Here is an 18929-nt window from a genome sequence, read left to right on the forward strand (position 1 = left end):
CGGCGAACGCGGCCACGGCCGCGCTTGCGCCCGCTGCGAGCAAGTGGCGGCGATTGGCCGATGGAACTGCGGATGGGTTAGCCAAATCTTTTCTCCGTACCTGTAACGTGATGGTGTGCACCGCGCATGCGCGATGCGTGAGTCGCAATGCGGACGTGACGCGGCATCGCAGGATTGCAGATCCTACGGACGCGAATATTCGCCGTACTTCAGATTGCTTAATTGTTGTTAATGCGGCGCGGTGCAAGCGGCCCCGCGCAAGCCGCCCGTTCACTGCGCGCTGTCAACCGTGGCGCGCAGGCTCACGCATGGCGTCCGGACTCGAACAGGAACCACACGCGCTGTTCGGCTTCGTCGATCCAGTTTTCGAGCAGGCTCGCGGTGGCCACGTCGCCGTACTCGTCGCACAGCGAATGCGTTTCGCGCATGTGGCCAGCTAGCGCGAGGTTGTCCTCGCGCAGCTCGGCGAGCATGTCGCCGGGCGTCACGAACTCGGCGTCGTTATCGGCAATGCGTTGCAGCTTCGTGATGTGCCCGGCCGAGCGCAACGTCTTGCCGCCGATCTTGCGTGCGCGCTCCGCAATGGGGTCGGTGGTCGCGTAGATCTGGTCGGACTGCTCGTCGAGCAGCAGGTGATAGTCGCGGAAGTACGGGCCGGACATGTGCCAGTGGAAATTCTTCGTCTTCAGATATAGCGCGAACACGTCGGCAAGCAGCGTGGTCAAGGCGGCGGCGATGTCGCGCGTCGCGTCTTCGGTCAGGCGGCTGGGCGTCCTGAGCGGCGCTGCGCGATGCGCTGCGGCCTCTTTTGCGTCTTTCATGTCGAGTCCTTGCAAGTCCTTGTTGGAAGAGGGTGAGCGGGCAGGCCGGCAGAAGGTCTACCGCGCTGCCAGTGTAGGAACGCCGCGCCCATAAAGTCCTGCAGAAAAGATGAAAAATTCTGAGGCGCGTGCACATGCGCGCTGCGTCTCTTTCGGCGGACAGTTCTTTTAAGAACTATTAAGGGTCTCCACAAGGACTCGGCGAAACGTCGCCGATAGACTGCCTCCAGTCGATCTGCAAAGCGCGACCTGCACAGCGCGACCCGCAGGGCGCGCTCGCAACGCCCGGCTCGCGCAGTGAGCCGGCGCGGCACGTCGTTCATATCAGTCTGCCTGTCCTTTCCCCTACGGAGCCCGTCATGTCCCAGGACCCGTCATCCGGATTCACCCCGGCCGAGGTCGTTTTCTTCAACGGCAAGATCGCCACGCAGGACGACAAGCGTTCGTTCGCGGATTCGCTTGCCGTCGCCAACGGCCGCATTGTCGCCGCGGGCTCGCGCGACGCCGTGATGCGTCACGTGAACGACGCCACGCGCCATGTCGACCTGAAAGGCCGCACAGTCATTCCGGGTCTCAACGATTCGCACCTGCACATCATTCGCGGCGGTCTGAACTTCAACATGGAGTTGCGCTGGGACGGCGTGCCCTCGCTCGCCGATGCGCTCGACATGCTGCGCAAGCAGGTGGCGCGCACGCCGGCGCCGCAGTGGGTTCGCGTGGTGGGCGGATGGAACGAATTCCAGTTCGCCGAGCGGCGCGGTCCGACGCTCGAGGAAATCAACGCGATCGCGCCGGATACGCCGGTATTCATCCTGCATCTGTACGACAGTGCGCTGTTGAATGCGGCGGCACTGCGCGCGGTCGGCTACACGAAAGACACCCCCAACCCGCCGGGTGGCGAAATTCAGCGCGACAAACGCGGCACTCCGACCGGCATGCTGATCGCGCGGCCCAACGCGGGCCTGCTGTACGCCACGCTCGCCAAGGGACCGAAGCTCGCACCGGAAGACCAGCGCAATTCCACGCGCCACTTCATGCGCGAGCTGAACCGCCTCGGCGTGACGAGCGCCATCGATGCGGGCGGTGGCTATCAGGCGTATCCGGACGACTACGCGGTCATCATGGACATGGCCAAACGCAACGAGTTGACGGTGCGCATCGCTTATAACCTCTTCACGCAGAATGCAAAGAAAGAGATTGAAGACTTCGCGAAGTGGGTGAAGATGACGAAGCCCGGCGAGGGCGACGACTTTCTGCGCGTGAACGGCGCCGGCGAAATGCTGGTGTTTTCCGCGGCGGATTTCGAGGACTTTCTCGAGCCGCGTCCCGACCTGCCCGCCACGCTCGAGGCCGAACTCGAGGCGGTGGTGAGGCTGCTGGTCGCCAATCGCTGGCCTTTCCGTCTGCATGCCACTTACAACGAATCCATCGAGCGCTTCCTGAATGTGTTCGAACGCGTGAACGCCGACATTCCGTTCGACGGTCTGCGCTGGTTCTTCGACCATTGCGAAACCATCACGCAGAAAAACATCGAGCGAATCCGCGCGCTTGGCGGCGGTATCGCGATCCAGCATCGCATGGCCTATCAGGGTGAGTACTTCATCCAGCAATACGGCGAAGAGGCCGTCAGGCACACGCCGCCGATCCGCCAGATGCTCGACGCGGGGCTGCCGGTGGGCGCGGGCACGGACGCAACCCGCGTCGCCAGTTTCAACCCCTTCGTATCGCTTTACTGGATGGTGTCGGGCAAGACCGTTGGCGGCACGGCGATGTACCCGAGCGCGAACCGGCTCGACCGCATGGAGGCGCTGCGCCGCTACACGGTGGGCAGCGCGTGGTTCTCCAGCGAAGAAGACCACAAGGGCGCGCTCATGCCGGGCCACTTCGCGGACTTCGCGGTGCTGAGCGACGACTACTTCACCGTCGACGAAACTCGCATCAAGTACCTTGAATCGGTGCTGACGGTGGTGGGCGGCAAGGTCGTCTACGCAGCCGACGAGTTCTCGCCGCTCGCGCCGCCTGACTTGCCGGTGAGTCCGTCGTGGTCGCCCGTCGCCGAATTCGGCGGCTACAGCCGTTACAAGCCGACGGCGCTCGCCTGCGCCGACGGCTGCGTGAACCTGTGCGGCGTGCACGCCCATGCGCACGGCTGGGCATGGCGCAAGAACGTACCGGTCAGCGATTCGAACGGCTTCTGGGGCGCGCTCGGCTGTAGCTGCTTCGCGTTCTGACGCGCGGCGCCTGGTTACGTCACGTACTTCAATGTTTAGCCGCAAGCGGGAACCATCATGCCGACTCTGACCGATGGCGTGCTCTATGGGCTCGGCATTCTGGTTCTCGACTTCCTCGCGTGGCGCTTCATGGGGCGGCATAGCCGCGGCGCGCGACTTGCATTGCGCGCGCTGATGTTCGGCCTGTCGAGCTACGTGCTGTTCACCCACGGCATGAATCCGCTGCGCGAGGCGCCGTGGCCGGCCGAGCCGGTGCGTCATCTGCTCGCGCAGATTCTGGAGGTCGTGTGGTGGCTGCAAGGCGCGCGGCTTCTGACGGTGGTGCTCGACCGCCTGGTGCTGCCCGAAACATGGCACAAGGAGCGCCTCTTTCAGGACGTGCTCGGCGCGCTCGTGTTTCTCGCGGCCGCAGTCGGGGCGATTGCATTCGTTCTGCAACTGCCGGTGCGCGGGCTGCTCGCCACTTCCGGCGCGGTGGCCGTGGTGCTGGGTCTCGCGATCCAGAGCACGCTGAACGACGTGTTTTCCGGCGTCGTGCTCAACGCGACGCAGCCGTTTCGCATCGGCGACTGGATCACCATCGGCGAAGTGGAAGGCCGCGTGGTGGAGAGCAACTGGCGCGCGACCAGCCTGCTCAACGCGCAGGGCAACATCGTCGTGATTCCGAACAGCGCGGCGGCACGCACGAATATCGTCAATGCCAACCAGCCGATGCACACGCACGGCGTGAGCGTGGTGCTGCCGGTGAACCCTTCGATTCGCCCCGCCACCGTGCTGCAGGCGCTCGCGCACGCCGCCGCCAGTGCTCCGGAAGTGCTTGCTGAGCCGAAGCCGCTGATCAGCGTGAAGCGGGCGACCAACGATGCGATCGAGTACGAGATTGTCTGCTATGTCGACACGTGGACGAGGAAGATCGCCGTGCGCAATGACCTTTACGACCTCGCGCACCGGCACCTGCTGTCGCGCGGCGTGGTGTTGCGGCCGTTGTCGGTGGCCGAGCCGCCAGGCGAGCCTTTCGACGAAAAGCGCCGCCTGCTGCGCAACGTGCTGATCTTCCAGACCCTCGGCGATGCCGAGATCGCGGAACTGGCGGGGCAACTCAGGCTGCACGAGTTCGATAGCGGCGAAACGATTTACAGCGCCGCCGACGAGGGCGGCCACGAGCTGCACATTCTCGCGCGCGGCGTCGCCAAAGTAGTGGTGCCGAAGGAGAGCAGCGAGGTCGAATTGCGCCGGCTCGCGCCTGGCGACTCGGTCGGCCAGTCCGGAATTCTTGCCGGGATGCGCACTGGCGTGATCGTGCGCGCGCTGACGCGGGCCACGGTGTTCCGGCTCGACAAGGAGGCGCTCACGCCGGTGCTCGCGCGGCGGCCGGAAGTTGCGCGCGAAATGTGCCGGCTGCTCTCGGTCCATCACGAAAGCGAAAAGATGCTGCTGGCACCGGCTGACAGCGGCGAGGCAGGCGGCGGCCTGCTGCAATGGATTCGAGACGGCATGCGGCGTTTTCACGAACTGGCGCTGTGAGCGCGCCCGCCGTGCAGCGCATCTTCGCTTCAGAGTTTTTAAGTCGGCGCCAAGGCTTTTATCGGCGGCAACCGGTAGGCTGCGTGGGAATTGGGCGATGGGTGGCCGTGGCCGCAACCCGCGCGTTTTTTGCGGTTTGCAGCGCTGCCAGCGTTCATGGCGCCGGCGCGGAATCGCGTGACAGGGTCAAAGAGTGAAGCGATGTGAGGAAGAGGGCCCGCCGGAAAGAGGCCCGCGCGCATCGCTGGCGATGCGGCACATGGAGGAGGTGACATGAAGCAGACCATTGCAGGCATCGCCATGCCCGACAGTGCGATGGCCCGCGGGGCGACAGAGCGCATCCGCGCGACGGAGTCCACGCTGATGTTCCATCACGCGCGGCGCTCGTTTCTGTTCGGCGCGTTGACGGGTTATCGCGAGAACCTGGTGTTCGACCTCGAGCTGCTGTACGTGGGGGCGATGTTCCATAACGTGGGCCTCGGTGCAGCGCATCGGCTTTCGGCGCGCCGCTACGAGGTGGACAGCGCGAACGAGGCGCGCGAGTTCATGCGCGAGCACGAGGCGGCGGCAAGCGCGATCGACGAAGTCTGGCTGGCTATTGTGTTGCATACGACGCCGGGCATTCCCGAGCATCTGACGCCGCTCGCGGCGTTGCTCGCCGCAGGTGTGCAGATGGACGTGCGCGGCGCGCGCTATGACGAATTCGCCGCGCAGCAGCGCGACGAGATCGTCGAGGCTTGCCCCCGTGAAGCCGGGTTCAAGAAGCGGCTGCTCGAGGACTACGCGCGCGGCATGGAGCACCGGCCGGACACGACGTTCGGCACTGTGAATGCCGACGTGCTGGACCGCTGGGACCCGAACTACCGGCGGATGAATTTTTGCGGGCTGGTGCTCGGTTCGGAATGGCCGAACTGAGCCTGGCCTCGATACGGAGATTGGCATGGGTTACATCGTTTCACTGGGCGTCGGCTTCGGCGTCGGACTGCTTTACTGGCTGCTGAAGGTGCAGTCGCCGGCGCCGCCGTTGATCGCGCTTGCCGGTCTGCTCGGCATGGTGCTGGGCGAACACGCGATACCGGCCGTGAAGGGTCAGCTCTTCACGCACAACGCGACGGTTCAGAGCGCTGTGTCGTCGTCGGCTGACGCGTCGAAACCGACGCCCTCAGCGGGCGCCGCGAAAGAGGGCGGTTGAAGCGGCGTGCGCGGCCGGCTCGTTAAGGCGGCCGGTCATGTGGCTGTTCATGTGGCTGTTCATGTGGCTTGCAGGCGGCTCACATGGGTCTCAAATGCGGAGCTTGCGGGCTCAAATGGGGCGCTTGTGTGGCGCAGATGTGGAGCTTTTGCCGCTCACATGAGGCGTTTGTATCGCTTACACGTGGCGCTCACGCAAGGCTCACACGTGGCGCGTACGCAAAGCTCACATTTGGCGCTCACGCAACGCTCACATGCACGACGTACATGCGGCTCTAATGTGGCTCTAATGCGGCCCCAATGCGGTTGCGCCGCTCCTCTACCCGATCCATCGCACAACCATTCTTTCCGCACCATCAGGTCATGCATATGTTCAATCCGGTTTCTGCTTTTCGTCCTGTCGCGGCGGTGTCTGCCGCGCTGCTGATCGGCCTCGCGCCGTTCACCTCTGCTTTCGCCGATGCCGGTCCGCCGGAAGTCGCCAGCGCGAAGACCGCGCTCGCCGTGCGCCATGCCGACGTGTCGGTCGGCCCGCAATACGACACCACGCACGTCTACGTGGCGTCGGCCGATCTCGACGCATTCGTCAACAGCTTTGTCGCGACGTTCGGCGGCAAGGCCTCGCCGCGTGCCGTCTTCACCGTGACGCCGACGCCTAGCCGCACCGCCTCGCAATACGTGCAGACGCCGGTGGGCATGCTGTCCGTGTTCGGCTTCGAAACGCCGGTGCCGTACCCGTTCGGCAACGAGCGCACCGGCTACCTGGTCAGCAATATCGACGACGCGCTCAAGGCCGCGCGCGCGGCGGGCGCCGACGTGCTGGTCGACAGCTTCGACGATCCGATCGGTAAGGACGCGATCATCCAGTGGCCGGGCGGTCTCACGATGCAGCTCTACTGGCACACCAAGGCGCCGAACTACGCGCCGCTGCAAAGCGTGCCGGATAACCGCGTGTACGTGTCGCGCTACGAGGCGGACAACTTCGTGCGCCGCTGGCTGCACTTCTCGCATGGCAAGGTGGTGTCGGACAATCCGCGCGCCGATGCGGGCGTGATTGGCCGTAAAGGCGAGACCATCCGCGAGATCCGCCTGACTTCGGGCTTTGGCCGCATGGTCGTGTTCGTCACCGACGGCAAGCTGCCGTTCCCATTCGGCCGCGAAACCACCGGCTATGCCGTCGACGATGTCGCGCAAACGCTGCAACGTGCGCAAGCGGCCGGCGCCAAGGTGCTGTACGCGCCGTACGCGACGGCCTCCGGCAAGACTGCAGTGCTCGAATTCCCGGGCGGATACATCGCCGAAGTGCACGATGGCCGCTAAAGCGAGCGCGATCAAGGGGCTCTTCGCGGCGGCCACGCGCGCGCCGCGAGCCGCAGTGAGCGCGCGGCCCCGGCGGCCTGCAAGAGCCATGTCGAGCGCCGCGTGGCGCACATGGCTCGTGCGCGGTAGCGTCAGCGCCGGTCTCACGGCAGGGCTCGGCGCAGCGCTACCCGTCATGGCCGCGGATACGGCGCTCGGCAGCGCCGACGACACAGCGGCCGTGAGCGCTCCCGCATCGGCTGCCTCTTGCGCGCGTCCCACGGTGATGTTCAACCGCTGGCAGGAAAACTGGGGGGCGCTTGCCAATCCGTGTGTGCCGAAGCGTCCGTTCGACTCGCTCAAGTACGTCCCGCTGTTCGGCAATCCCGACGCTTATGTGTCGCTCGGCGTCGTGCTGCGCGAGCGCCTCGAAATGAACGACGCGCCGCTCTTCGGTCTCGGCGCAGCGCATGACGATACCTATCTGTTGCAGCGCCTCGAAGTGCACGCGGACGTGCGGCTCGGTCCGCACGTGCAGTTCTTCACGCAATTCGAAGATGCGCGTCCGTTCGGCAAGGACCTCGTCTCGCCGGTCGACAGGAATCCGCTCGACTTGCGCCAGGCGTTTGTCGCCGTGGTCGAGCCGCTGGGACCGGGCGTCATCAAGTTCCGCGTCGGCCGCCAGGAGATGGCGTTCGACTTGCAGCGTTTCATTTCGGTGCGCGACGGCCCGAACGTGCGCCAGGCGTTCGACGCGATCTGGGCCGACTACGAGACCGGCCCGTGGCGCTGGATCGCCTATGCAACACAGCCGGTCCAGTACCGCTACAACAGCGATTTCGACGATGTGTCGAACCGGCACCTCACGTTCAGCGGCGTGCGCGTGGAGCGCAAGGGCGTCGGTCCCGGCGACGTGTCCGCGTATTACTCGCGCTATAACCGCAGCAACGCGCGCTTTCTCGACGCGGCCGGCGACGAGCACCGCGACGTGTTCGACGCGCGCTATGCCGGCACGCTCGGTCACGCGGACTGGGACATGGAGGCGATGTACCAGTCAGGGCATGTGGGCGCGAAGACAATCGGCGCATGGGCTGTGGGATCGCTCGCGGGCTATACCTTCGCGAGCGCGCCGTGGACGCCGCGCGTCGGCATCCAGGTCGACGCCGCCTCGGGCGACAGCCATCCGGGCGACGGGCGTGTCGGCACCTTCAACCCGCTGTTTCCGAATGGCTACTACTTCGCGCTCGCCGGCTACACCGGCTACACGAACCTGATCCACGTGAAGCCCACGCTGGTCGTCAAGCCCACCAGCAAGCTCTCGCTGCTCGCGGGCGTCGGCCTGCAATGGCGCGAGACTACGGCCGACGCGGTCTATCAGCAAGGCTCGGCGGTCGTGCCGGGCACGGCGGGACGCGGCGGGCGCTGGACCGGCTTTTATACGCAACTGCGCGCCGATTGGGCCGTCACCGCCAATCTCGCCGCGGCGCTCGAGGCCGTGCACTTCCAGGTCGGGCCGTCGCTGCGCGAACTCGGCGCACGCAACGCGGACTACGTCGGCGCGGAACTGAAGTTCGGCTGGTAGCGGCGAAAAACCTGGCGACGCCCGCGCAAAAACCGGGCGGCACCGGGCGATAGCCGGGCAACACCCAGGCAACACCCAGGCAACACCCAGGCAACACCCAGGCAACACCCAGGCAACACCAGGCAACACCCTGCAACACCAGGCGGAAAGCGGCCCACGTCGATCGGGGCGGGCTTGACACGGGCCGTCATGAATACAGGAGAGTCATCGTAATGAGCACTTCGAGCGTGTCGCACGACACATCGCAACCGTCCGAGCTCGAGTTTCCGTATTCGTCGCTCGAATACCGGCGTCATCAGATGTTTCCGCGTCTGTCGGCGGCGGAGATTCAAAGCGTGCGGCGTTTCGCGCGGCCGATGAACTTCAGCGCCGGCGAGCTCATCTTCAGGACCGGAGAAGTCGCGCTCGGCCTCTTCGTGCTGTTGCATGGGCGCGTACGGATTTTCTCGCGCGACAGCTTCGGCCGCTCGACGCTCGTCACCGAACACGACGACGGGCACTTCATGGCGGAGATGGCGCAACTCTCCGGCAAACCTGCGTTAATCGACGGACTCGCGCTCACCGACGTGGAAACGCTAGTGATCGAGCCGGAGCGCCTGCGCGCGCTGATCGTCGCCGACGCCCAGCTCGGCGAGCACATCATGCGTGCGCTGATCCTGCGGCGACTGGGGCTGATCGAGCAGGGGCTCGGACCGATCATCGTGGGCAATGGCGATGACGCGCGGCTCGTCCGCTTGCAAGGCTTCCTGCGCCGCAATGCGTATCCCGCGACCGTGATCGACGCGCGCTCCGACCCGGACGCCGTCGCGCTGCTCGGCGGCATGACCACCGGCCCCGGCGACTTTCCGCTGGTGTTCTGCGCCAACGGTCATGTGCTGCGCGCGCCGGACGAAGCGCAGCTCGCGTCGTGCCTCGGGCTCGTGCCGACCTTCGAACAGTCGCATCGGTACGACGTCGCGATTGTCGGCGCGGGGCCGGCGGGGCTCGCCGCCTCGGTGTATGCGGCGACCGAAGGGCTCTCCGTCGCCGTGTTCGATCAACGTGCGCCGGGTGGCCAGGCGGGCGCGAGCTCGCGCATCGAAAACTATCTGGGGTTTCCGACCGGCATCTCGGGCCAGGCGCTGGCCGCGCGGGCGTTCCAGCAGGCGCTCAAGTTCGGCGCGCATCTTGCGATTCCGGGCAAGGTCACCGAGCTGCGCCGACATGACGACATGTTCACGCTCAAGCTCGTCGATGGTCAGCGCATCACCGCGCGCACGGTCGTGGTGGCAAGCGGTGCCGCGTATCGCAAGCCGACGGTGCCCGGCTTCGAGCGCTACGAAGGTCGCGGCACCTACTATTGGGCGTCGACGATCGAAGCGAAGCTCGTCAAGGGGCAAGACATCGTGCTGATCGGCGGCGGCAACTCGGCTGGGCAGGCGGTGGTGTTTCTCGCCAACTTCGCGCGCAGCATCCGCCTCCTGATTCGTGGCCGCGATCTGAATGCGAGCATGTCGAAGTATCTGATCGACCGGATCGGCTCGCTGCCCAATGTGTCGCTGTGCACGGGCTGCACGCTGAGCGCGCTCGAAGGCGACGAAGCGGGCCTTACGCAGGTGCACGTGCGTCATCAGGAAAGCGGCGAGAACGAAGTGGTGGCAACGCGGCATCTGTTTCTCTTTATCGGCGCCGATCCGAAGACTGATTGGCTCGCGGCCAGCGGCGTGGAGCTCGACAACCGCGGCTTTGTCGTGACGGGCGCCGCAAGAAGCGGACAGAACGCGGCCGCGGCCGGCGTGCACTATCCGCTCGAGACGAGCGTGCCTGGCATGTTCGCGGTCGGCGACGTGCGCTCTGATTCAGCCAAACGCGTGGCCGCGGCGGTGGGCGACGGTGCGGCGGTCGTCGCGCAGATTCATGCCTATTTGAGCCGGTCGACCAGGCTGGCGGCCAACTCTTGATGGAGTAGAAGATGAAGTCGTTTCGACGTGGCTGGACTCTGCACGCAGCCGGGCGTTGCATGCTGATGCTGGGCGTGGTTATGAGCATGTTCAGCAGTGCGGCGTTCGCGGCCGCGCCGCAAATGAAGTACCAGGGACCGGGCTTTTACCGGCTCATGCTCGGCAAGTTCGAAGTGACGGCGTTGCTTGACGGGACCCATCCGTTTCCTATCGACACGGTGGTCGAGGACGTGTCGAAGGACGAGATCGCGCGGGACCTCGCGCGCGATTTTCTGAGTGGGCCGGTGCAAGGCTCGATCAACGCGTTTCTGGTCAATACCGGCGCGAAGCTGATCCTGATCGATACCGGAGCGGGCGTGCTATATGGCGATTGCTGCGGCAAGCTGCTCGCGAATCTGCGCGCGGCCGGCTATCGGCCCGAGCAGATCGACGAGGTGTTGCTCACGCATCTGCACAAGGATCATGTGGGCGGCATCGTCGCAAACGGCGCGCCGGCGTTTCCGAACGCGATCGTGCGCGCGAGCCGGTCTGAAGCCGACTACTGGCTCGATCCGGCGAACAGATCGAAAGCGCCGGACTTTCTCGGCACGTTCTTCGACGCCGCACGCGCGAGCATCGCGCCGTACGCAGCCGCGGGCCGCTTCAAACCGTTCGATGGCGACGTGCAACTCGATGCGGGCATCCGTGCGCTCGCGCTGCCCGGACACACGCCGGGCCACACCGGCTATCTGGTGGAAAGCGGTGGGCAGCATCTTCTCGTATGGGGCGACATCGTGCACGTGGCTGCGATCCAGTTGCAGAACCCGACAGCGTCGGTCGAATACGACACCGACGCCGGCGCGGCGCAACGTTCGCGGCGCAGCGCACTCGAACTCGCCGCCGACCGGCGTTACCTGATCGGTGCTGCGCACATCGCGTTTCCTGGCCTTGGGCACATCCGCAAAAACGGCGCCACTTACGACTGGGTGCCGGTTAACTACGAGGCGGCGCCCGGCCCATGACGCAGCGTTGCGCGGCGAGGAGCCCGCACGCTTTCGCACGGCCGCCTAGCCAACTTTCGAGGAGAATCGCGATGCAGATCGAAACCCGCGCCAGGCCCCGCACGCATGCAGCGAGGAACGAAGCATGCGGGCACCATGAACGATGCCGGGCCTCGCTTCACGAGGACGAGAGCGCGCAGGAGCACGCGCATGAGGACGCGCACGAGCATCAGCATCAGCAGGAAAGCAGCCGCGCGTTAGTCTGGAATCACGTGATCGAGCGGCTTGTGGCCGGCTATCGCAACGACACCGAAGCGAGGGCATATCGCGCCGTGCCGCTCACGCGCGAGGCCGCCAGCGGTCCGTCGCGGCACCGCCAGGTCGAAGTGATCGAGCGTCTGTCGGACACTTCCATTGCGGTGCTCTGGCAGGACGCCACGCTGTGCCGCTATGCGGACCAGGTGTGGATCAGTTGCCGCGCGAGATTGAAGGGCCGCTGCGCATTGAGCGGCGCGACGATCCGCCGGAACGATCCGATCTACAAGCCGCGCGTGCGCAGCGCGGTGCCGGTCAATGCCGCTGCAATGATTCTGGCTTCGGTGGTCGACGTTCAGCATCCGCTCGCTCAATACAAAAATTTTGAACGATAGGTTCAGTTTTTTCCGCGCATGCCTAATTGCGGTTAGTCTAGACTTCGGGGACTCATTGCCGGGCGGCTGTTGCCCGGCTGCATCGTCATCCCACGTGTTCTGGATACCGCCTCATGATCCGCATCGGCCCGCTACAGGTGGACCTGGCCAGTCGGGAACTGGTCGTCGATGGGCAACCCGTGCGCATCGGCAGCCGCGCCTTCGACATGCTTGCCGTTCTGATCGCCGCAAAAGGCGAACTGGTTTCGAAGAACGATATGTTGAAGCAGGTGTGGCCCGACACCATAGTCGAAGAAAACAACTTGCAGGTTCACATGTCCGCGCTGCGCAAGGTGCTCGGCGAGAGCCGCGGACTCATACAGACCGTCTCGGGACGAGGCTACCGGCTCGTCGCACGGCAATGGCCGCTGTCGCCTGAGAGCGGCAACGCGTCGGCCGGGCCCGGCCGCGATGCTCACGCACCCGATCAGCAAGGAAGCGCCGCGGCTGCGATTCCCCACAACCTGCCCGCCAGTTTCTCGCCGTTGATCGGCCGCGACGACGCACTGCGCGACGTCGCACACGCGCTCGCGTCGGCGCGTCACGTCACGCTGCTCGGCGCGGGCGGCATCGGCAAGACGCGCCTCGCGGTCGAAGTCGCGCGGCGCCTGGTCGCGCAGTATCCGGACGGCGTCTACCTGATCCCGCTTGCGTCGACCTCCGACGCAAACAGCGTGCTTGCCATGTTCGCCGCGAGCGTGGGTGTGAGCAAGGCAAGCGGCCCGCTCACGCTCAAGCGGGTCAGCAGCGAGTGGGGCGAACGGCGTGTGCTGTGCGTGCTCGACAATTGCGAGCACGTGCTCGGGCCGGCCGCCGAACTGGCCGAAGCACTGCTGAACGCAGGCCCGGGGGTGCGCGTGCTGGCGACGAGCCGCGAGCCGCTGCGCGTGCCCGAAGAACATCTCTATTGGGTCGCTTCACTCGACGTGCCCGCGCAGGACGATCCAAGCCAGCAGATGCTCGCATGCAGCGCTGTGCAGCTGTTCCTCTCACGCGCCCGCGCCATGGACGCGCGCCTTTCGTCGGACGAGCGCAGCATTCAACTCACCGGCACCGTATGCCGTCGGCTCGACGGCATACCGCTTGCCATCGAACTCGCGGCGGCACGCGCGGCGACACTCGGCATCGAAACGCTCGCCGGTCATCTGGACGACCGCTTCAACATGCTGACAGGCGGCAACCGCACGGCGCTGCCGCGGCATCAGACGCTCAAGGCCACGCTGGACTGGAGCCACGGTCTGCTCGACGACGCCGAGCGCACGACGCTGCGCCGGCTCGGCATCTTCGTGAACAGTTTTTCGATGGACGCGGCGCTTGCCGTGGTCGCCGACAACGGCTTGCATGAAGCGGATGTGATCGCGGCGGTTTCGGGTCTCGTCGAAAAGTCGCTGGTGGTCGCGCGGGTGGGCTTTGGCAAGGCGAGTTATCGGCTGCTCGAAACCACGCGCGCCTACGCGCTGCAAAAGCTCGACGACAACGGCGAGCGGCGCGCCGTCACGCTCAATCACGCGCGCTACTTCGCCGGACTGATCGAGCGCCAGATGTCGCCGCAAATGCGTGCCGCGCAGACCGACGCCGACGGCTGGCATGTGCGCATGCGCGACTGGCTCGACGACCTGCGCGCGGCCCTTGGCTGGGCGCTCTCGTCAAAAGGCGACGACGCGCTCGCGGAAAAACTCGCAGTCAAAGTGGTCGCGCTGCTGTACGAGCTGTCACTGGTGGATGAGTGCTGTGCATGGGCGCGCCGCGCGCTCGAGTGCGTCGCGCAAACGCATGGCGCGTCGGGGTCGGCGCGCCATCTGCGGGTGCGCATGCAACTGCTCGCGGCGCTCGGCGCGGCGCTCGTCTACGTGAATGGACCGAACCGCGAAACGCTTGCTGTATGGGCTGAAGTACTCGCGCTCGCCATCGCGCTGGGCGATCGCGCCTTCGAAGCGCGCGCGTTATGGGGCATGTGGAATGCGAGCCAGTCCTCGGGTTCGGCGCGCAATGCGCTCGCATTTGCGCATCGCTTCGCGTCGCTCGCGGCGCAAACGGGCGACGCCAGCAACGGCATTCTTGCTTCGCGGCTGCTCGGCATAGCGTGGCACTACGCGGGCAATCAGCAACAGGCGCGTGCGTCGCTCGAACGCTTTCTGCTGCATTCGGACACGCTGCAGCACGGCCTGCCGTTGGGCCAGTCCGTCGATCAGGGCGTGGTGGGACGCGCAACGCTGGCGCGGCTGCTGTGGTTGCAGGGCTCGCGCGACGAAGCGCTGGACCTCGCGCAAGCCTGCGTCGTGAGTGCGTGCGCGCAGGAGCAGTCCATCGTGACCTGCTACGTGCTGGTCGAAGCGGAGATTCCGCTCGCGTTGCTCTCGGGCATGCGCGAGCGCGCGGCGGCAGCCATCGCGTTGCTGCGCGATGTATCCGCGCGCACGGGCCTCGGCGTTTCGCAAGCGTGTGCGCGCTGTTTCGACGAATACCTGCGCTCGCTCGACGACGTGAGGCCCGAGCGCCTGCACGCCTATCGCCTCGCACTGGACGAACTGGACGCGCTGGAATACGGCGCGCAGCGTGCGCTGCTGGTGGCGCAATACGCGCTTGCGTTAGCCCGCGCAAATCGGCGCGACGAGGCCATCGCAGCGGTGACGCGTGCACTGGCCCAATGCGACGAAAGCGGCGACCACTGGTATGTGGTTGAACTTCGGCGCGTGCATGCCGAGCTGCTGCTGCGCGACGACGCCCACGCCCCCGCAGGCAGCGATGCCGCGACGGATGCGCAGGGGTGTCTGAGCGCGGCGATGGAGGAGTCTCTTGCACAAGGCTGCGCTTCGTTGCAGTTGCGGGTAGCGACGAGCCTCGGCCGGCTGTGGTGCGCGCAAGGGCGCGCCGACGAAGCGGTCCGTCTGCTTGAGTCCGCATGCGCAAGAGTGAGCGAAGGACGCGAGTTCGACGATTTCAACGCAGCGGCACAACTGCTTGAAGCCGCGCGGTCTGCGTCGGCCGCGATGCGGCGCTGTGTGCAGGGGCAAGGGCAGGCGGGTTCTTCGCTTGTCAGGCGTTCGCGACCACCGCGGGTGAGTGAGGACCGCTGAGGTTGCTGAGGCCGTTCAGGCCGCCAAGGCGGCTGAACGGCCGATAAAGCCGCAGGAACGGACAAGCCTCAAGGGCGGGCATACCGCCGCTAGCATCTGACGAAGCTGCTAGCGCCCGTTAAAGCCGCTCGCACCGCCAATTGCCGCGTGAACGTCACACGGCCTCGCTCACCCCTCGGACTGCGCGTGCAGTATGTGCTGTTGCACGGCCCTGTCGATCAGGTCGGGCCGGTCCAGCCGCTCGACCCACCAGCGTAGTGCCTTACCCGTTTCGTCGTCGCGCCAGGCCAGATAGAAATGCGTGACCTCGCGCATGCCTAGCACTTCTTTCTGAACCAGCTCGCCACTCTTGAGCGCATCGACGGCGAGACATTCGGGAATGGTGCCCGCGGCAAGCCCGCGCAACTGCGCGGCGAGCTTGGTTTCGAGCGTCGGTACGGTCAGCACTTCCTGATGGTCCGCAATTGCGATGGTGCGCGGCGCGAGCTTGCGCGACGTATCGCCGATTGCTACTGCACGATGACGCGCGACCACCTCGAGCGTCAACGGTCCGGGCAACGCTGCGAGCGGATGATCTGGCGCGACCACAAAAACATGCCGCAGCGAGCCGATCGGCTTTGCGACGAGATTGGGAATCGGCGGCGGGTCGCCGGCTGCGCCGACGATCAGATCCGCGCGGCGCGTGAGCAGCGCATCCCATGAACCGCCCAGCACTTCCTTCGACAGATTCAGGCGTGTGTCGAGCTTAAGCTTGTAGAACTCCTCGACGTGATCCCATAGCAGCGCAAACGGAATGATCTCGTCCACGGCCACGTACAGGTCTCGCTCCCAGCCCTGTTCCATGCGCTTTGCCTTGGATTCAAGGTCTTCTGCGGCCGCAAGCAGGCGGCGGCCTTCTTCGACCACCACGCGTCCGGCCGGCGTGAGCGTGGCGCGCCGGCCGCTGCGGTCGAACAGCTTGACGCCAAGATCGAGTTCGAGCTTCTGAACCAGATAAGTGAGCGAGGAGGGCACCTTATGCAGGATTTCTGCAGCGCTTGCAAACGTGCCGGTCCGATCCACCGCGTCGAGCACCTGCAGAACTTCAAAGGAAAGATTCATGGCGAGAATTGACGAACGGCGAAATACATGGGGGCGGAGCGGCAGAAGCACTCAGCGCATTGGTCTGGTTCCCTTCGCGACGCCTCATGCGCCGCTTCTCCCGCTGTTCTGTGCGTTGTTGTCTTCTGACGAAGTCGCGCAAGCATTATGCAACAGCTCGCTCTGCACGAGGAGCGCCTTATCTATTTTGCGCGGCACTGTTGCGCGTGCGCGCTTTGTCCGCGAAGTATTGCGCCGCCATCGAACGGAACGCGGTGACAGCCGGGTTGTCCTGATCGGCACGCCACGCCATGCCCATTTCCGCGTGGATCGCATTGCCGGCAATCAGGCGGAATTCGACGTTGTTGTAGCGAAACCGTTGCGCCGAAGCCGGCAGTATCGCAAGACCGAGCCCGGCTCGCACGAGCGAGAGGATGGTAGGTGTTTGATCGATATATTGCGCGATGCTCAGATTCACGTTCTCGGCCGCAAGCATGCCCATGATCCGATCATGAAAGTACTTGCCTTGCGCGGGCGAAGGCATGATGAACGGCTGCGCGTCCAGCTGTTTGAGCTCGATCTGCTCGAATTCGCACAACGCGTGGCGTTTTGGCAGCGCGACGATCAGCGGCTCTTCGTCGATGAGAACAAACTCCAGTTTCTGCCTCGACGGCAAAGGCCGCAGAAAGCCAAGGTCGATTGCATTCGCGGCGAAGGCCTCGATCTGCGCGGCGGAAACGAGTTCCAGCAGCACGACGTCGATGTCGGGCAGCGCATCGGCTGCGGCCACCAGCAACTCGGGAATCAGTTCATAACCGGCCGCGCCGGTAAAGCCCAGGCGCACGCGCCCGGTCTTGCCCTTGCTCGCACGGCGCACCGTGCCCTCCGCCTGTTCGGCGAGATTGAGCAGGCGCGTGGCGTCCGCGAGAAACACACGGCCCTCCGTCGTCAGCTTGACCGTGCGGCCAATGCGTTCGAACAGCTTCACGCCCAGATTGTCTTCGAGCAATTGAATCTGCCTGCTCAATGGCGGCTGGGTCATGTGCAGCAGCGCGGCAGCGCGTCTGAAGTTCAGTTCTGTCGCCGCGGCGACGAAGCAACGCACTTGTCCGAGATCGAGCATGCTTGTATCGACATGGATGGGAATCGACGCTCATTATAGGTGCGCTCGTTCCCACCCGAATCGCAACGGCCACGCGAAGGCGCAGGCCGCGCTTGTGTCAGGTCGTGAGACTGCCCTCGGGACGTTGGCCAGCCAGCGCCTGTTCGAGGCTTGCGAGCACCATTTCGCCCATTGCGGTGCGCGATTCCACCGTGGCGCTCGCACGGTGCGCCTGCAGAACGACGCGGTCCATGCCGAAGAGCTCAGGCGGCACATTCGGCTCGTCGACGAACACGTCGAGGCCGGCGCCTGCAATCACGCCGCCTTCGAGTGCCTCGACGAGGTCGCGCTCCACCACCAGTTTGCCGCGCGCCACGTTGATGAGGTAGCCGTTCCTGCCGAGCGCGTCGAGCACAGCGGCATTGACGATGCCCTGTGCCTTGTCGGCGGCCGCGGCCAGCACGAGAAAGTCGCTACCGCGCGCGAGCGACAGCAGATCGCCTATGAACGGATGCGCGACATCCTCCATGCGGCGCAGGTCGGTATATGCAATCGGGCAGTTGAACGCGCTCGCGCGCTGCGCGATGGCGCGCCCCACCTTGCCCATGCCGACAATGCCGACACGCTTGCCACTCAAGCGGCGCGACAGCGGCAATGCCCCCGGATGCGGGTTCTTCTGCCAGTTGCCGGATTTGACGAACTCGTTGCCTGCGCAGATTTCCCGGCACACCGCGAGCATCAGGCCGATCGCGAGATCGGCGACATCTTCCGTCAACGCGCCGAACGTGGCCGTGACCGGAATGCCTCGCGAACGCGCGAAAGCAAGATCCACCGCGTCAGTACCCACGCCGTTCACCGCGATTACTTCAAGAGCGGGCAAGCGTTCGATCAGCGCGTTCGAAATACCCGTGTGGCCGCCGGTGATCACACCTCGGATCGACGCGCCGTGCTCGCTGATATAGGCATCCTTATCATTTTGCTCAAAGAGCCGATGCACGGTGTAGAGCGATGCAAGTTTCTCGTTGATCGCGGGAATCAGAATGGGGTTCAGTTGCAGAATGTTCGGTTTCAATGTCGTGCTCCTTGTTGTAGTCGACGATGCGCTACGCGCCGCGAGCAGCGCACGCATGCCGTCGTGATGTCGGCGGATGATGGGCCTTTTGGTGAGCGGCGTCCAATCCCAAAACGCTATCAGTTGATCTACGAATCGAAGCGCAGCCCGCGCTCGCCGATGATTCAATCCAGGAATCAGGTAATAGCGAGAAAAGATTGGACGGCCGATGGCATGGGCCGCGAGAATCGACAGTGTCGGAAGGAGCATTGCTTCGCAGATTTACCGGCAGGCAGGCGCCCATACATTTCAAATACATCGGAGACAAAGCGTGAAAACATGCTGCCGCATGACGCCTCTCG

The 18929-nt window shown here is 65.1% G+C and carries 14 protein-coding genes; 10 read left to right on the forward strand and 4 right to left on the reverse strand.

Annotation, left to right across the window (positions count from 1 at the left end):
- Positions 1 to 302: 302 nt before the first annotated feature.
- Positions 303 to 821, reverse strand: coding sequence for a Dps family protein (locus tag F757_RS0120880; RefSeq protein WP_027213090.1), 519 nt, complete (start codon positions 819 to 821; stop codon positions 303 to 305).
- Between the two features lie 359 nt (positions 822 to 1180).
- On the opposite strand from F757_RS0120880, the gene F757_RS0120885 reads away from it, so the two are divergent.
- From F757_RS0120885 to F757_RS0120930, 10 genes are all read left to right on the forward strand, one after another.
- Positions 1181 to 3052 carry an amidohydrolase gene (locus F757_RS0120885; protein WP_027213091.1) on the forward strand — a complete coding sequence of 624 codons (1872 nt, stop codon included), beginning with the start codon at positions 1181 to 1183 and terminating at the stop codon, positions 3050 to 3052.
- A gap of 57 nt (positions 3053 to 3109) precedes the next feature.
- Positions 3110 to 4576, forward strand: coding sequence for a mechanosensitive ion channel family protein (locus tag F757_RS0120890; protein ID WP_027213092.1), 1467 nt, complete (start codon positions 3110 to 3112; stop codon positions 4574 to 4576).
- A 273-nt stretch (positions 4577 to 4849) separates the two neighbouring features.
- Positions 4850 to 5491: a phosphohydrolase gene (locus tag F757_RS0120895; protein ID WP_027213093.1), complete on the forward strand. Its 642-nt coding sequence runs from the start codon at positions 4850 to 4852 to the stop codon at positions 5489 to 5491.
- A gap of 25 nt (positions 5492 to 5516) precedes the next feature.
- Positions 5517 to 5768, forward strand: a complete 252-nt coding sequence (locus F757_RS0120900) for a DUF1427 family protein (RefSeq protein ID WP_027213094.1) — start codon at positions 5517 to 5519, stop codon at positions 5766 to 5768.
- A 368-nt stretch (positions 5769 to 6136) separates the two neighbouring features.
- Complete coding sequence (locus tag F757_RS0120905) at positions 6137 to 7087, forward strand: VOC family protein (protein WP_027213095.1); 951 nt, start codon at positions 6137 to 6139, stop codon at positions 7085 to 7087.
- Positions 7077 to 8648, forward strand: coding sequence for an alginate export family protein (locus tag F757_RS0120910; protein ID WP_027213096.1), 1572 nt, complete (start codon positions 7077 to 7079; stop codon positions 8646 to 8648). The genes F757_RS0120905 and F757_RS0120910 overlap by 11 nt, the downstream gene beginning before the upstream one ends.
- Positions 8649 to 8860: 212 nt before the next feature.
- Entirely contained in the window at positions 8861 to 10588 is a 1728-nt protein-coding gene (locus F757_RS0120915) for an FAD-dependent oxidoreductase (RefSeq protein ID WP_027213097.1), read from the forward strand.
- A gap of 11 nt (positions 10589 to 10599) precedes the next feature.
- A complete protein-coding gene (locus F757_RS0120920; RefSeq protein WP_027213098.1) occupies positions 10600 to 11589 on the forward strand; it encodes an MBL fold metallo-hydrolase in 990 nt (329 codons plus the stop codon).
- 71 nt (positions 11590 to 11660) lie between these two features.
- Entirely contained in the window at positions 11661 to 12218 is a 558-nt protein-coding gene (locus F757_RS0120925) for a DUF3331 domain-containing protein (protein WP_027213099.1), read from the forward strand.
- Positions 12219 to 12331: 113 nt separating this feature from the next.
- Complete coding sequence (locus F757_RS0120930) at positions 12332 to 15334, forward strand: winged helix-turn-helix domain-containing protein (protein ID WP_027213100.1); 3003 nt, start codon at positions 12332 to 12334, stop codon at positions 15332 to 15334.
- Positions 15335 to 15502: 168 nt separating this feature from the next.
- Here the strand turns inward: F757_RS0120930 and F757_RS0120935 are convergent, their stop codons facing one another.
- The 3 genes from F757_RS0120935 to F757_RS0120945 form a co-directional block, all read right to left on the reverse strand.
- Positions 15503 to 16435, reverse strand: coding sequence for a LysR family transcriptional regulator (locus F757_RS0120935; protein WP_027213101.1), 933 nt, complete (start codon positions 16433 to 16435; stop codon positions 15503 to 15505).
- A gap of 178 nt (positions 16436 to 16613) precedes the next feature.
- A complete protein-coding gene (locus F757_RS0120940; protein WP_027213102.1) occupies positions 16614 to 17537 on the reverse strand; it encodes a LysR family transcriptional regulator in 924 nt (307 codons plus the stop codon).
- A gap of 97 nt (positions 17538 to 17634) precedes the next feature.
- The gene (locus tag F757_RS0120945) at positions 17635 to 18588 is read right to left on the reverse strand and encodes a 2-hydroxyacid dehydrogenase (protein WP_027213103.1); all 954 of its coding nucleotides are present in this window, start codon (positions 18586 to 18588) and stop codon (positions 17635 to 17637) included.
- Positions 18589 to 18929 lie beyond the last annotated feature (341 nt).

The sequence above is a fragment of the Burkholderia sp. WSM2232 genome (genome assembly GCF_000472545.1).
Classification (GTDB): Bacteria; Pseudomonadota; Gammaproteobacteria; order Burkholderiales; family Burkholderiaceae; genus Paraburkholderia.

What these genes read in the sequence shown, in the direction of transcription:
- F757_RS0120895 (WP_027213093.1), top strand. Translation starts at nt 4,850, where the DNA reads ATGAAGCAGACCATTGCAGGCATCGCCATGCCCGACAGTGCGATGGCC.
- F757_RS0120935 (WP_027213101.1), bottom strand. Translation starts at nt 16,435, where the DNA reads ATGAATCTTTCCTTTGAAGTTCTGCAGGTGCTCGACGCGGTGGATCGG.
- F757_RS0120910 (WP_027213096.1), top strand. Translation starts at nt 7,077, where the DNA reads ATGGCCGCTAAAGCGAGCGCGATCAAGGGGCTCTTCGCGGCGGCCACG.
- F757_RS0120930 (WP_027213100.1), top strand. Translation starts at nt 12,332, where the DNA reads ATGATCCGCATCGGCCCGCTACAGGTGGACCTGGCCAGTCGGGAACTG.
- F757_RS0120915 (WP_027213097.1), top strand. Translation starts at nt 8,861, where the DNA reads ATGAGCACTTCGAGCGTGTCGCACGACACATCGCAACCGTCCGAGCTC.
- F757_RS0120880 (WP_027213090.1), bottom strand. Translation starts at nt 821, where the DNA reads ATGAAAGACGCAAAAGAGGCCGCAGCGCATCGCGCAGCGCCGCTCAGG.
- F757_RS0120920 (WP_027213098.1), top strand. Translation starts at nt 10,600, where the DNA reads ATGAAGTCGTTTCGACGTGGCTGGACTCTGCACGCAGCCGGGCGTTGC.
- F757_RS0120940 (WP_027213102.1), bottom strand. Translation starts at nt 17,537, where the DNA reads ATGCTCGATCTCGGACAAGTGCGTTGCTTCGTCGCCGCGGCGACAGAA.
- F757_RS0120900 (WP_027213094.1), top strand. Translation starts at nt 5,517, where the DNA reads ATGGGTTACATCGTTTCACTGGGCGTCGGCTTCGGCGTCGGACTGCTT.
- F757_RS0120890 (WP_027213092.1), top strand. Translation starts at nt 3,110, where the DNA reads ATGCCGACTCTGACCGATGGCGTGCTCTATGGGCTCGGCATTCTGGTT.
- F757_RS0120925 (WP_027213099.1), top strand. Translation starts at nt 11,661, where the DNA reads ATGCAGATCGAAACCCGCGCCAGGCCCCGCACGCATGCAGCGAGGAAC.
- F757_RS0120905 (WP_027213095.1), top strand. Translation starts at nt 6,137, where the DNA reads ATGTTCAATCCGGTTTCTGCTTTTCGTCCTGTCGCGGCGGTGTCTGCC.
- F757_RS0120885 (WP_027213091.1), top strand. Translation starts at nt 1,181, where the DNA reads ATGTCCCAGGACCCGTCATCCGGATTCACCCCGGCCGAGGTCGTTTTC.